Annotated in this window: 9 protein-coding genes; 7 read left to right on the top strand and 2 right to left on the bottom strand. The window is 71.7% G+C overall.

Going from position 1 to position 13,271, the window contains the following annotated elements:
- Positions 1 to 5: 5 nt before the first annotated feature.
- Positions 6 to 707, top strand: coding sequence for a helix-turn-helix transcriptional regulator (locus O5O46_RS30635; protein ID WP_269858886.1), 702 nt, complete (start codon positions 6 to 8; stop codon positions 705 to 707).
- A 110-nt stretch (positions 708 to 817) separates the two neighbouring features.
- Complete coding sequence (locus O5O46_RS30630; RefSeq protein ID WP_269858885.1) at positions 818 to 1,240, top strand: hypothetical protein; 423 nt, start codon at positions 818 to 820, stop codon at positions 1,238 to 1,240.
- A 383-nt stretch (positions 1,241 to 1,623) separates the two neighbouring features.
- Here the strand turns inward: O5O46_RS30630 and O5O46_RS30625 are convergent, their stop codons facing one another.
- A complete protein-coding gene (locus O5O46_RS30625; RefSeq protein ID WP_269858884.1) occupies positions 1,624 to 2,757 on the bottom strand; it encodes a molybdopterin-dependent oxidoreductase in 1,134 nt (377 codons plus the stop codon).
- Between the two features lie 123 nt (positions 2,758 to 2,880).
- On the opposite strand from O5O46_RS30625, the gene O5O46_RS30620 reads away from it, so the two are divergent.
- Complete coding sequence (locus O5O46_RS30620) at positions 2,881 to 4,242, top strand: glycosyltransferase 87 family protein (RefSeq protein WP_269858883.1); 1,362 nt, start codon at positions 2,881 to 2,883, stop codon at positions 4,240 to 4,242.
- On the opposite strand, the gene O5O46_RS30615 is transcribed toward O5O46_RS30620, so the two are convergent.
- Positions 4,210 to 4,782 carry a GNAT family N-acetyltransferase gene (locus O5O46_RS30615; RefSeq protein ID WP_269858882.1) on the bottom strand — a complete coding sequence of 191 codons (573 nt, stop codon included), beginning with the start codon at positions 4,780 to 4,782 and terminating at the stop codon, positions 4,210 to 4,212. The genes O5O46_RS30620 and O5O46_RS30615 overlap by 33 nt on opposite strands.
- 163 nt (positions 4,783 to 4,945) lie before the next feature.
- Between O5O46_RS30615 and O5O46_RS30610 the strand changes: the two genes are divergently transcribed.
- From O5O46_RS30610 to O5O46_RS30595, 4 genes are all read left to right on the top strand, one after another.
- Positions 4,946 to 5,611 carry a 4'-phosphopantetheinyl transferase family protein gene (locus tag O5O46_RS30610; RefSeq protein WP_269858881.1) on the top strand — a complete coding sequence of 222 codons (666 nt, stop codon included), beginning with the start codon at positions 4,946 to 4,948 and terminating at the stop codon, positions 5,609 to 5,611.
- Positions 5,612 to 5,745: 134 nt separating this feature from the next.
- Entirely contained in the window at positions 5,746 to 7,212 is a 1,467-nt protein-coding gene (locus tag O5O46_RS30605) for a glycoside hydrolase family 47 protein (RefSeq protein WP_269858880.1), read from the top strand.
- Between the two features lie 310 nt (positions 7,213 to 7,522).
- A complete protein-coding gene (locus O5O46_RS30600; protein WP_269858879.1) occupies positions 7,523 to 9,526 on the top strand; it encodes a DUF5107 domain-containing protein in 2,004 nt (667 codons plus the stop codon).
- Positions 9,527 to 9,909: 383 nt separating this feature from the next.
- The gene (locus tag O5O46_RS30595; protein WP_269858878.1) at positions 9,910 to 13,239 is read left to right on the top strand and encodes a lectin; all 3,330 of its coding nucleotides are present in this window, start codon (positions 9,910 to 9,912) and stop codon (positions 13,237 to 13,239) included.
- Positions 13,240 to 13,271: the final 32 nt, after the last annotated feature.

Genomic DNA, 13,271 nt, shown 5'->3' with positions numbered 1-13,271 from the left:
TCGCCGTGAACCGCACGGACCGGCTGTACGCGCTCGTCGAGGAGCTGCGCGCCGCCTCGCCCCGCCCCCGCAGCGCCCGTTGGCTCGCCGGGCGCTTCGAGGTCAGCACCCGCACCATCGAACGCGACCTCAACGCCCTTCAGCAGTCCGGCGTTCCCGTCTACGCGGAACAGGGCCGCTCGGGAGGCTACGTCCTGGACCGGGAACGGACCCTTCCGCCACTGAACATCACCCCCGCGCAGGCCACCGCGCTCGCCGTCGGCCTGCACACGCTCGCCGGTACACCCTTCGAGGACGACGCACGCGACGCGCTGCGCAAGGTACTCGCCGTGATGCCGGAGCGGGAGCGGGCGGCGGCCGGGGAGTTCGCCGCGCGGGTGCGGCTGCTGGTGCCGCCGTCACCGTCGCCCGAGGTGCCGCGGGTGATACGGGAGGCGCTGTCCGCCCGGCGGGTGCTGCGGCTGGTCTACGCGGACGCGCGGGGCGAGACGACCGAGCGGCTGGTCGAGCCGCTGGGATTCCTCGGCGGTGAGCGGTGGTACCTGATCGGGTGGTGCCGGCTGCGGGACGCGGTGCGCGGCTTCCGCCTCGACCGTGTCCAGGACGCGCAACAACTGGACGAGATCGCTCCACCGCGCATGGTCGACCTCTGCGAACTGGACACCCTGGGCCGGCAGAAGGCCCGGTTGAGCGAGATCGCCAGGTAGCGCCAGAGCCATGGGCGATCCGGCCGCAAACACCGACAGGGAGGTGTCGCCGAAGCCCGCCAGAGTCGTTCCCGACGAGTTCGACGGGCCCTCTGCGAAAGGCGTTCGGCATGACCACGCACACCCGGACCACTGACCTCACCCGCGCCCACGGCATCCGCCTGTTCGACCAGTGGACGGCGCTCTGGAACGGCGACCTAGCGCTCGCCCAGGTGATCCTCACCCCCGGATTCCGCATCCGCTTCGCGTCCGCCATCGCCGACACCGCCGACGCCTTCCGCGGACCCGCCGACATCGCCTCCTTGATCGGCGAGTTCCGGGACCGGTACCCGGCCCCCGGACTGCGCTACGCCGTGGACGGCACGCCCGCGGTGGACCCGGTCACCCGAACTGTGGCCGCGCGCTGGACCGTTGACGTCCCCGACGCGGTGGGCGACGTCACCACCAAGAGCGGTATCGACATGCTGGCCCTGGACGGCGACCGCGTCGCCGAGGTGTGGTCGGTCACCGGCGCCCGTCGCTTCGCGCCGTGACCGGATCCCGGACCGGGCCGCCGCCAGCACCGTGGCGGCGGCCACCGCGGTCAGGGCGATGAGCAGGCCGCGCCCGTAGTCCAGGGGAAGCACGGAGGGGTTGGCCACCGGGCCTGGCCTCAGCAGGGCGGGCAGCGCCACCGCGGTCACGCATCCCGCCGCGATCAGGCCGCCGCGCAGCGGACCGCGCACCCGGCGCGGCACCCGTAGCGCGGCCCCGACCGCCAGCACCACGGGCACCAGCACACCGTCGTGCAGCAGCACGGCCCCCGCCAGCCACCAGGCGACGTCCAACGGGTCGCGCACATAGGGATCGGTGAGCAGGACGGACAGGCCGACGCCCAAGGCCGCCAGCCCCAACGCGCCGATCACCAGGCGGGTCTTCACGACAGCACCTCCAGCCGGGTGACCCACTTGGTCTGGAGTACACCCGGGCGGTTCGGGGCGATGATCCGGGCGGGGAAGCCGTGGTCGTACGACAGCGGTCGGCCGTTGAGGGAGAGCGCTAGCAGCGTCAGCGGATCGCGGGCGTAGGAGGCGCCCATCTCCGACACCCCGTAGTTCCCGCCGCGCTCCAGTGACACCACCCGGAGCCGGGCGTGCGGTGGGGCGCCCGCGCGGTCGATCAGGTCCCGTATGGGGACTCCCGTCCAGTGCCCGTTCCTGCTCCAGCCCTCCACACAGGCGATCGGCAGGACGGCGGACCGCTGCGCCAGCGAACGCAGTTCGGCGAGCGTCACCTCGTAGGGGCGTGGACCCACCACACGCAGCCGCCAGTCGGACACCAGGTCCGCGGTGACGCCCGCCGCGGCGGCCGTGCGGTTCACCGGCAGGCCCTGCGGGCCGTGGTCCGGCTGGCGCGCCCCCAGCAGATCGAGGTCCTTGAGCGGACCGAACGCCTGCCCCACCGTCGTCAGCGTCACCGCGCCCACCGCGGCGCCCACCGCCGCGACGAACGACCGCCGGTCGGGACCGTCCACGTCCGCCGACTCCCCGTCCGGCCGGACGCGGCGCCAACTCGCCGCGATCACCGGCGCCTTGACCGCGATGTGCAGCAGCAGCGAGCCCACCGCCACCCAGGCCAGCGCGAAGTGCACCTGGCGGAACGGGAACGGCCACGGATACCACTGCACCGTGTCCAACAGCCCGGTGAACAGCTCCAGCAGCGCACTGGCCACCAGCACGGCGATCGACAACCGCTCCAGCGCGTGCAGCACCGACCGCACCGGCGGCCATCCGAACAGCCGGGGATACACCGTCCACAACTTGGCCAGCAGCAGCGGAACCGCCGCTATGCCGCTCGCCACATGCAGCCCCTGGGTGAGCCGGTACCCCCACACCGGACGGCTCGGCAGCACGTTGACCGCCCAACTCGGCGGCTGCTGAAGGTAGTGGCTGACAACTCCGGTGACAAAGCAGGTCAACATGGCGGCGCCCAGCGCCCGGCCGATCACCGTCGCCGTCCGCGCGTCATGCAACCGCCCCCGGAAGACGGGCAGCGGCGGTCGGAATCCCATCGCTCTCATGGCTCCATCCCACAGCGGAAAAGCCGCGTACGGGGGGTCGTGACTCCTTACGGAATGCGGACACCGCACCCGGGAAGATCGCCTTGCGCCGCCTCGGCTGCCACCGTGGCACCTGTGGGAGTACGCACCGTCATCACCGCCGCCCTGCTCGCCGCCCTGACCGCGGTCACCGCCGCCACCGTGCGCATCGGCGGCGACCTCGGCGCCCCCGGCCACCTGCTGGCCTGGTACGGCGTGGGCTGGGCGCTGTTCGCCGCGGCCGTCTGGGCGGTACGGAAGGTTCCGCGCCGGGCGGCGGTGGCGCTCGTGCTGGTCGGCGGGGTGGCGCTGGCCGCCGCCGCGCTGTCGGCGCCGCCGCGCACCAGTGACGACATGTACCGGTACGCGTGGGACGGCCGGGTGCAGGCTGCCGGGATCTCGCCGTACGCCTATCCGCCCGCCGCGCCGGAACTGGCCCGGCTACGCGACCCCTGGCTGTTCCCGTCCGGCACCGCGTGCCGGGCCTGGGACCTGCACCCGGCGCCAGGAGGCGTGTGCACCCACATCAACAGGCCGACGGTGCACACCATTTACCCGCCGGTCGCCGAGGGCTGGTACCTGGGCGTGCACGCGGTCTCCCCGGCGGGCAGCCGCCACAAGCCTTTCCAGGTCGCGGGCGCGGTCCTGGCCGTGGCGACGGCCGGGGCGCTGCTGCTGGTGCTGCGGCGGCGCGGCGATCCCTGGCGGGCGGCACTGTGGGCGTGGTGCCCGGCGGTGGCCTTCGGCGCGGTCAACGACGCGCATGTGGACACCCTCGGCGTGCTGTTCATGGTGCTCGCCTTCGCGGTCGGGCCAGGGGTGCGCCGTGGGGCGCTGCTTGGTGCCGGCATCGCGGTCAAACTCCTGCCCGCGCTCGCACTGCCCGGTGCGCTGTCCGGCGTGCTGGCTCCCGGCCGGCGCTGGCGGGACCGGCTCGCCGAGGCCGCCCGGGTACTGGTCCCCGCCGTACTGGTGATCGCCCTCGCGTATCTGCCGTACGTGGTCGTCTCGGGCGCCGGAGTGATCGGGTACCTGCCCGGCTATCTGCATGAGGAGGGGTACGACGCGGGCAGCGTCGGCCGGTTCGCGCTGCTGCGGCTGGTACTGCCGGACGCGTGGGCCGGGCCGGTTGCCGTCGCGCTGATCGCGCTGGCCGCGCTGTACGTGCTGCGCTTCGGCGACCCCCAACGGCCCTGGCGCGGCGCGCTGTTGGTGACCGGCACCGCGCTGCTCGTCACCTCGCCCGGCTACTACTGGTACGCACTACTGGTGGTCGCACTGGTCTGCCTGGACGGCCGCTGGGAATGGCTCTCGATCCCGGCCGCGGGCATGGTCCTCTACGTCGAGGGCGCGGAAGGCCTGCGCGGCGTCCCGACACAGGCCTGGCCCTTCGGCCTGGCGGCCCTGACGGTGGTCACGGGGGCGCTACTGCGGCGGCGCTCCTCCGCCGCCGCGTAGCCGCGCGTACACCACCACGTCCCGAGGCTCACCGGCGATCCACCGCCCACCGGGCAGCAGCCCCTCCCGCTGGAATCCGGCGCGCTCGGCGGTGCGCAGTGACGCCGTGTTCCACGGTTCCACATGGAGTTCGAGTCGGGGCAGGCGCAGCGTTCGCAGGCCCCAAGTGGTCATCGCCCGCAGCGCGTCGAGCGCCGCTCCCTGGCCGCGCGCGGACGCGGCGACCCAGTAGCCGAGGGACGCCCGCCCTTCCCCGAGCGGTCGGAACGAGGCCGCACCGACGGGACGAGGACCGCGGTCGCGGACGATGACGAACGAGAAGCTCTCGCCGCCGGCGGCCCGCCGCCACTGCCGTTCGACGAACTCGACGCCCGCCGCCGCCGAGTACACGCTCGGCACGGTGGTGATCGACGGGATGTACGGGTCGGCCGACGCCTCGCGGACCAGCGGTAGGTCCTCCAGCGACCAGGCACGCAGCGTGAGAGCGTCCCCCGCGGGGAGGGTGGGGACGACGAAGGGAGGCACCAGCGCCGACGTCATGGAGCCATCCTGGCGGGAGAAGCGGGCCGGGAGCACGCGGATATTGGGGAGGGTCGGGTGGTGGGAAGATCGGGAGGTACTGCTGGGACGTTCGAGGGCTGGAGAGATGACCGTACCGACGCCGCCTGCGCGGATTGTGCCGCGTGTACTTGGTACCGGGACGTTGACCGGTGGGCTTGAGTGGCCCGGGGTGCGGGAGCCGGCGCACGTGTGGCTGCTGCGGGTTTCCAGCTACAAGGCCGAACTGGACGGAATCGACGTGCTGGACGCGGCGGAGCGCCGGCGCCACCAGGCGTTCGTCCGGGCGGAGGACCGCGATCGCTACGCGGTCGCGCACGTCGGGTTGCGGCGGCTGCTGGGCGCGTACACGGGTACGGCACCGGGTGAGATGGTCTTCGTACGCGAGTCGTGCCCGCTGTGCGCCGGCCCGCACGGCCGTCCCGCGGTCAGCGGCGGCGCACCGCACTTCTCGCTCTCGCACAGCGGCGACCTGGTCCTGATCGCCGTCGCCGCCAACCCGGTCGGCGCCGACGTGGAGGAGATCCCCGCGCTCTCGGTGGCCGACGACGTCGCGCGTACCCTCCACCCGCTGGAGCAGGCCGAACTGGCCGCACTGGCCCCGGCAGACCGCGTCCTCGCCTTCTCCCGCTGCTGGACCCGCAAGGAGGCCTACCTCAAGGGCACCGGCGAGGGTCTGGCGGGCGGTCCCGAGCGCATGTACGTGGGCACCGGACCCGAGCCCGCGGCCGTGGCGGGCTGGGCGCTGGCCGACATCCCCGTGGACGACGGATACGGCGCGGCGATCGCCACCGCGACGACGTCGCGCTGATGGACAGCCAACCCGCTTTCGTCAATGGGTCGTTGTTCCAAACCGGGAAAGTGGCCGCAATCAGCTCACGCACCCGCACCGGTCGCGCGCATCCCCTTGGGCGGGCGCTGTCCCACGAGTAGTGTCCGTGGGCCATGCGACCCCTCTCCCGCGCATCCCAAGAGCCCGCCGCATGGCGCCCGTCACGCCGCACCCTGCTGGGCGCGGCCGCCACCGCACTCGCCGGTACCGCGCTCACCCCCCTGCCCGCCCTCGCCGCCGGGAGGTCCAGATCCATGACCGGTGACCCGGCCGCACTTCCCGGCGACGCCCACATCACCCAGCAGGTCCACGCCGAGTTCCTGCACGGCTGGCACGGTTACACCTCGACCGCGTGGGGCTACGACGAAGTGCGCCCGGTCAGCGGGACCCACAACGACTTCTTCGCCGCAGGCAAGACCTTCGGACTGTCGATAGTCGAGGCGCTCGACACGCTGTTCCTGATGGGCGAGGACCGTGAACTCGCGCGCTGCTGCGACTGGATCGAGCAGCACTTCGATCCGGCCCAGGACGCCGACGTCCATGTCTTCGAGGCCGTCATCCGCCTCGTCGGCGGCCTGCTCGCGGGCTACCTCGCCACCGGGCGGCGCAAACTGCTCATGCTGTGCCGCGAGTTCACCGACCACCTGCTGCCCGCCTTCACCTCCTCGCCCACCGGCATCCCGTACACCCACGTCAACCTGCGCACCGGTGCGGTCAGCGGACCCAACGTCCCGCTCGCCGAAGCGGGCACGAACAGCATGGAGTTCGGGCTGCTGTCCAAGCTCACCGGTGACTCGCGGTACTACGACGCGTCCCTGCGCGCGTACCGCGCGGTCATCGCCAAGCGCAGTTCACTCGACCTGCTCGGCACCTCGATCGACGCGGAGACCGGCCGCTGGACCGACACCGACTCCACCGCCCCCAACCCGCCGGTGGACTCCTTCTACGAGTACCTGTGGGGCGGTTACGCGCTCCTCGGCGACACCCGGCTGCGCGACTGGTACCGGACCCTGACCCGCGCCATCCTGCGCCACCAGTCCGACACCAGCACCGGCCACCTGTGGTTCCGCCAGGTCGATCCGGCCACCGGCGCACCGACCGGCACCAGCCAGTCCGAACTCGCCTCCTTCTACGCGGGGTTGCTGGGCAAGGGCGGCGACCTACGGGACGGCGCGGCGTACTACCGCTCGTGGACGGCCGCCCTCGACCGGTACCCGGTGCTGCCCGAGGGGCTCGACTACCGCACGCTGGAGGCCACCGACAAGGGCAACCAACTGCGGCCCGAGTACCCCAACTCCTCCTTCGACCTGTGGCGGTTGACGCACGACGCTTTCTACAAGCGGACCGCGTACCGGTATTTCACCGCCATGCGGGACAATCTCCGGGTGCCGGGCGGCTACACGATCGCCACCGACGTGACGACGACACCAATGGGCCGAGGTGATCTGCTGCCCGCTTACTGGTTCGCGGAGAACTACAAGTACCTGTACCTGATGTTCTCCGGAACCCGGCGGTTCGATTACCGGAACGGCTACCTGTCCACGGAAGGAAAGGTTCTGCGGGGCCTGCGGCGCTCCTAGCACCACCGCCGCGAGGCCGGCGTACGGCCGCCGGACCAGGCCGGGTCGCTCGGTGAACGCCGCACGGTGGCGGGCGACTCGGCCGTCCTGACCGCGTCGACGCATTAAGGATGTGGCACGCATCCAAACGCGGGATCGGTAAAGATCGCTTCAATTACCGTCGGCCGCTCCCGCGGAATTACGTCAAGGTGTCGCCCAGTCCGCGAAAAGGTCTGGTGGCCCCGGGACCTCACCGGGTTCGATGGGAAAACGCGGGGCCTCGCCCGCCAACCGGACCCGCGGCACCGCCACCAGTCAGAAAGGGGCAGCCTTGGCCACCACCGTGCGACGCACCAGCATCACCCTCCCCGCCGCCCACCTCGGCGAGGAGAACCCGCTGCCCGCTCTGCGCACCCCGGCCGACCCGCACCAGGTCCATGAGCGCGACCGGGCAGGGCTTCCGGCGGACATGGCGCGCCAGATCGGCTACGCGCCGCTGCGCTCCCTGCTGCCGGTGCGTCGACTCGACGGATACGACCGCCACCGCACGCCCACCGACCTCGACGCCATCGTCATCGAGAACGATCGTCTGCGAGCCACTGTGCTGCCCGGCCTCGGCGGACGTGTGTACTCCCTGGTGCACAAGTCCACCGGACGCGAACTCCTCTACCGCAACCCGGTGTTGCAGCCCGCGGACTTCGGGCTGGCGGGCGCCTGGTTCTCCGGCGGCATCGAATGGAACATCGGCGCGACCGGTCACACCGCCTTGTGCTGCGCCCCGGTACACGCCGCCCGGGTGCCCGCGCCCGACGGGGGCGAGATGCTGCGGCTGTGGGAGTGGGAGCGGCTGCGCGACCTGCCGTTCCAGATCGACCTGTGGCTGCCGGAGGACGCCGAGTTCCTGCTGGTCGGCGTCCGCATACGCAACCCGCACCACCGGCCCGCGCCCGTGTACTGGTGGTCCAACACCGCGGTCACCGAGAGCCCGGACACCCGGGTCATCGTCCCCGCCGAGGAGGCCTGGCACTTCGGATACGAGCGCTCGCTGCGCCGCGTTCCCGTGCCGCGGTGGCAGGGCGCCGACCGCACGTACCCGGTGCGCGGCGAACGCCCCGCCGACTACTTCTACGAGGTGCCGGACTCCGCGCGCAAGTGGATCGCCGCGCTGGACGGCGAGGGGCACGGGCTCGTACAGACCTCCACGGACCGGTTGCGCGGACGCAAGCTGTTCCTGTGGGGAAACGGTCCCGCATCGCAGCGCTGGCAGCGCTGGCTCACCGAGCCCGGCACGGACGGGTACATCGAGATCCAAGCGGGGCTGGCCCGAACGCAGTTGGAGCACCTGCGCATGGAGCCGGTCAGTGAACTGTCCTGGCTGGAGGCCTACGGTCCGCTCGCGACGGATCCGGACGCGGCGCACGGCACGGACTGGACGGCGGCGCGGGACGCGGTGGCGCGCGGACTGGAGGCGGCGTTGCCGCGGTCGTACGTCGAGGAGGCGTACCGCGCCTGGCTGGCGAGCGCCGACACCGAGCCGAGGGAAATCCTCGCCGCGGGCTCCGGTTGGGGCGCGCTGGAAGTGCTGCACGGGCGGTTCAAGCTGCCCGGTACGCCGTTCGACGAGGCGACGTTGGGGGAGGAGCAGCGCCCCTGGGTGGAACTGCTGCACAACGGCCGCCTGCCAACGGGTTCGTTGGACGTGCCGCCCGGGCCGACGCTGGTCGCCGCGCACTGGCGGGAGCTGCTGGAGACGGCGCCGGCGGACGCCCTGGTCGAGTACCACCTCGGGGTGGCGCAGTGGCACGCCGGTGACCGGGCGCAGGCGGTGCGCAGTTGGGAGCGTTCGCTCAAGGCGGCGGAGTCGTGCTGGGTGGTGCGGTGCCTCGCTGTCGCGGACGCGGAGTCGGGGCATCCGAAACGGGCGGCGGAGCGGTATCTGCGCGCCTTCGCACTGGCGGTGGAGTCGGGGCAGGGGGACACCGTGCTGGGCGCCCTCGCCCGGGAGGCGGTGCCCGCCCTGCTGGCGGCCGGGCGGGCCGAGGACGCGGAGACGATGCTCGGGGCGCTGTCGCCGGAGGTACGGCGGCGCGGGCGGTTCCGCTTGCTGGCGGCGCAGGTGTTGTTGGCGCTTGGGGACGTGAGCGGGGCGCGCGGTGTCTTCGACGCCGGGTTCGAGGTGGACGACCTGGCGGAGGGTGAGGAGACGCTGAGCGAGACGTGGTTCGCGGTGGCGGAACGGCTTGTCGCGGGTTCCGGCCCCGTCACGGAGACGGTGCGCAGCCGGGCCCGGGCCCAGCACCCGGTCCCGGACGCGTACGCCTTTCAGCCGGAGTAGGGGGACGGGCGCCAGGCGGCTGGGCGTGACGCCAGCCCACGTACCCGCACCGTATGGCGCACTGGCAATCGGGCGCGCGGGCCCGATTGCCGCCACCGTCCGGGCGCCGGCGAAGGGACGGGCGGGTCGGCGCCCCCCGTACCCCCAGCAGCCACAACTGCCCCGGCGACCCCGCCCGGCGTCACTCGAAAGGCTTAGCGCAAGCGTCTCCGCAGTGTTGACACCGCGTCAGTGGACCGTTTGACTTTTCCCCCGTACACGCTGGCAACGTTGTCACCCGTTCGGACGCGCCGTCCGGACGACGCCATCGGTGGCGTCGCGCGAGTGGCGCCACCGCCCGCAGGTCCATCCGTGAAGTTCCAACCGCCCCGTGGAGGCACGTGATGGCAAGACCGCCGCGCGTGAGCGCGCCCGGATTCCGTAGACGTATCGCCGCCGTGGCCGTGCTGGCCCTGGCGGCGTTGCCAATCCAGACGCTGGGCGCCGGGCCCGCGTCCGCCGCCACCCTGGTGGAGGATCCCGCCTCGCTGGTGAACCCGCTCATCGGCACCTCGGGCAGCGTGGACACCTTCCCCGGCCCTGACGCGCCGTTCGGCATGCTCCAGTGGAGTCCGGACACCGCCCCGCACCGCCCGGACGGCGGCGGCTACGAGTACAAGGACGACAAGATCTCCGGCTTCAGTCTGACCCATCTGTCGGGTCCCGGCTGTCCGGGCGCCGGCGACGTGCCGATCCTGCCGGTCACCGGCGAGCTGTCGGGGAACCTCAGCGACACCTCCGCCAGCTTCCGGCACGAGGACGAGCAGACGGGGATCGGCTACTACGGGGTGACCGACGCCTCCGGCATCAAGACGGAACTGACCACCGCCACCCGGGCGGGCCTCGGCCGGTTCACCTTCCCCGGATCCGCGGACTCCCATCTGCTGCTGAAGCTCAGTGGCGGCGCCACACAGGTGGACGGCACCCGGGCCGAGGTCGTGGGTGACCACGAGGTCGTCGGCGCGGTGCAAAGCGGTCACTTCTGCGGTGCCAACAACACCTACACCCTGCACTTCGACATCAGGTTCGACCACCCGTTCACCAGCACCGGCACCTGGGTCGGTGACACCATCGACGAGAACGCCACCTCGCTGGAGCAGGGCCGTCCGCAGCAGACCTTCGGCCCGCACGACGCGACGAGCCCGGCCAGGGGACCGGACTTCACGGTGCACGGCAAGCCCTCGCCGTCGACGCACGGCCCCTCGACGCCCCGCAGGCGCGGCGCCGTCGGCCCGCCGGTGACGGGGGCCAACGGGATGTACCTGACGTTCGACACCAGTGCCGACCAGACGGTGAGGGCGGCCGTCGGCATCTCGTACACCAGCGACGACAACGCCCGTAGGAACCGGGTGGCGCAGGTCCACGGCTGGGACTTCGACGCGCTCCGGCAGGCCGACCACCAGGACTGGAACCGTGTGTTGAGCCGGGTGCGGGTCGGCGGCGGCAGCCATGACGATCAGGTGAAGTTCTACACGGCGCTGTACCACGCGCTGCTGCACCCCAATGTGTTCTCCGACGTCAACGGCGAGTACATGGGGATGGACAACCAGGTGCACCGCCTCGCCCGAGGCCAACTGGCCCAGTACGCCAACTACTCCGGCTGGGACATCTACCGCTCCCAGGCGCAGCTGATGGCCATGGTCGACCCCAGGGTCGAAAGCGATGTCGTCACCTCGATGCTCAACGGCTACGACCAGACAGGGCTGTTGCCCAAGTGGGCGCAGAACAACGGTGAGACGTATGTGATGGTCGGTGATCCGGCGGCGGGCATCATCGCCGGGGCGTACGCCTTCGGGGCGCGTGACTTCGACAGCCGGCACGCCCTGGACGCGCTGGTCCACGAGGCCACCAGGCCCAACAACATCCGTCCCGGTGAGTCGGTCAGGGACGCCAAGGGGTATCTGCCCATCGACGGCAAGGACTGGGGCTGCTGTAACTTCTACGGCCCGGTCTCCACCCAGCAGGAGTACGACATCGCGGACTACGCGGTCGCCTGGCTGGGCAGGTCGCTGGGCCGCCAGGACCTGTACACCAGGTTCGCGACCCGGGCACAGGACTGGCAGAACGTGTTCAACCCGAGCAGCGGATATCTGCAGGCGAAGAAGGCGGACGGAGAGTTCGCCGCCGGTTTCACCCCCGCGACCTCCAACGGCTTCGTGGAGGGCACCTCGGCCCAGTACACGCCGATGGTGCCGTTCAACATCAGGGCGCTGGTGGCCGCCCGTGGCGGCAACGCCGCGTACAGCGCGTACCTGGACAGTCTGCTGGGCAACATCACGAACCCGTCCGGTACCAATGCCGACCTGAGCAACGAGCCCAGCATCGAGATCCCGTACGAGTACGACTACGTCGGCCAGCCGTGGAAGGCGCAGCAGGTGCTGCGGCAGGCGGAGCAGAAGCTCTGGTTCAACGCACCGGTGGGCTCGTTCGGCAATGACGATCTGGGCGAGATGGCCTCCTGGTACGTCTGGACGGAACTGGGCTTCTATCCGGAGACCGCAGGCACGGACATCCTCGCGCTGGGCAGCCCGGTCTTTCCGCGCGCCGAGCTGAGGCTGGGCAACGGAAACGCGGTACGGATCAACGCCCCGCAGGCGGCGCCTGACGCGCCGTACGTGCAGGCGCTGCGGGTCAACGGGCAGGACTGGCAGAAGGCCTGGCTGGGCTTCGGCGCGCTGAGCCGCGGTGCCGACCTGGACTACACCCTGGGCACCGCGCCCAACACAAGCTGGGCCTCGTCGCCCGCCGCGGCGCCGCCGTCCGACGCCACCGGGGAGCACGGGGTGCTGGCGGCGACCGGTCCCTCGGGCGCCGGGCTGGTGGTGCCGCCGGGCGAGAACGGCACCGGCACCCTGGACCTGGCGAACATCGGCGCGACCCCGATCACGGTGGCATGGTCGGCCACCGCGCCGTCCGGGGTGACCGTCGCCCCCGCGCACGGCTCGGTGACCATCGCACCGGGCGGCAGGGCCGAGGAGCAGGTGAAGGTGACGGCGGACGACAAGGAGGGCGTGTATCCGGTGACGTTCGCGCTGTCCAACGCATCCGGCGGCCCGCTCGGTGAGGCCGTGCTACGGGCGGTGGTGGCACACCAGGACGAGGTCTGGCCGTACTTCACGGATGAGGGTGTGTATCCGGACGGTTCCAGCTACACCGGCGGGTTCGACGGTGACGGCGCGGCCTACTCGGAGAACGCCCTGGACGAGGCGGGAGTTCGCGGGGGTTCGGATGTCGGAGTGGACGGCGTCTCGTACATCTGGCCGGAGGTGGCCCCCGGCACCCTGGACAACATCACCATGGCGGGCCAGACCATTCCCACCGCCTCGCCCTCCGGTGCCGGGTCGTTGGGGTTGCTGGGCGCGGCGACCAACGCCCCGAAGGACGGTGCCAAGGGCCAGTTGACCGTCACCTACACCGACGGCAGTACGTCCAAGGCGACGGTCGGCTTCTCGGACTGGACGCTCAACGCCGGTGCCAGCAGCCCGATTCCGGGTGACACCACGGTGGTCAGTACGCCCTATCGGGACACCGGTGATGGGGGCAGGGACACGGTGAAGACCTATGTCTTCGCCACCAAGGTGCCGATCGATCCGGACAAACGGGTGGCCTCGATCACCCTGCCGGTGACGGACAGCGGTTCGGCGCACATCTTCGCCATCGGCTACGGGAACTGAGCCGGTTCGGTCAACGGCCGGTGCCGGGCGCG

Source organism: Streptomyces sp. RPT161 (assembly GCF_027533845.1).
GTDB classification, from domain to species: domain Bacteria; phylum Actinomycetota; class Actinomycetes; order Streptomycetales; family Streptomycetaceae; genus Streptantibioticus_A; species Streptantibioticus_A silvisoli_A.
This window is presented reverse-complemented; position numbering and strand designations above follow the sequence as displayed.

What these genes read in the sequence shown, in the direction of transcription:
- O5O46_RS30625 (WP_269858884.1), bottom strand. Translation starts at nt 2,757, where the DNA reads ATGGGATTCCGACCGCCGCTGCCCGTCTTCCGGGGGCGGTTGCATGAC.
- O5O46_RS30605 (WP_269858880.1), top strand. Translation starts at nt 5,746, where the DNA reads ATGCGACCCCTCTCCCGCGCATCCCAAGAGCCCGCCGCATGGCGCCCG.
- O5O46_RS30615 (WP_269858882.1), bottom strand. Translation starts at nt 4,782, where the DNA reads ATGACGTCGGCGCTGGTGCCTCCCTTCGTCGTCCCCACCCTCCCCGCG.
- O5O46_RS30595 (WP_269858878.1), top strand. Translation starts at nt 9,910, where the DNA reads ATGGCAAGACCGCCGCGCGTGAGCGCGCCCGGATTCCGTAGACGTATC.
- O5O46_RS30630 (WP_269858885.1), top strand. Translation starts at nt 818, where the DNA reads ATGACCACGCACACCCGGACCACTGACCTCACCCGCGCCCACGGCATC.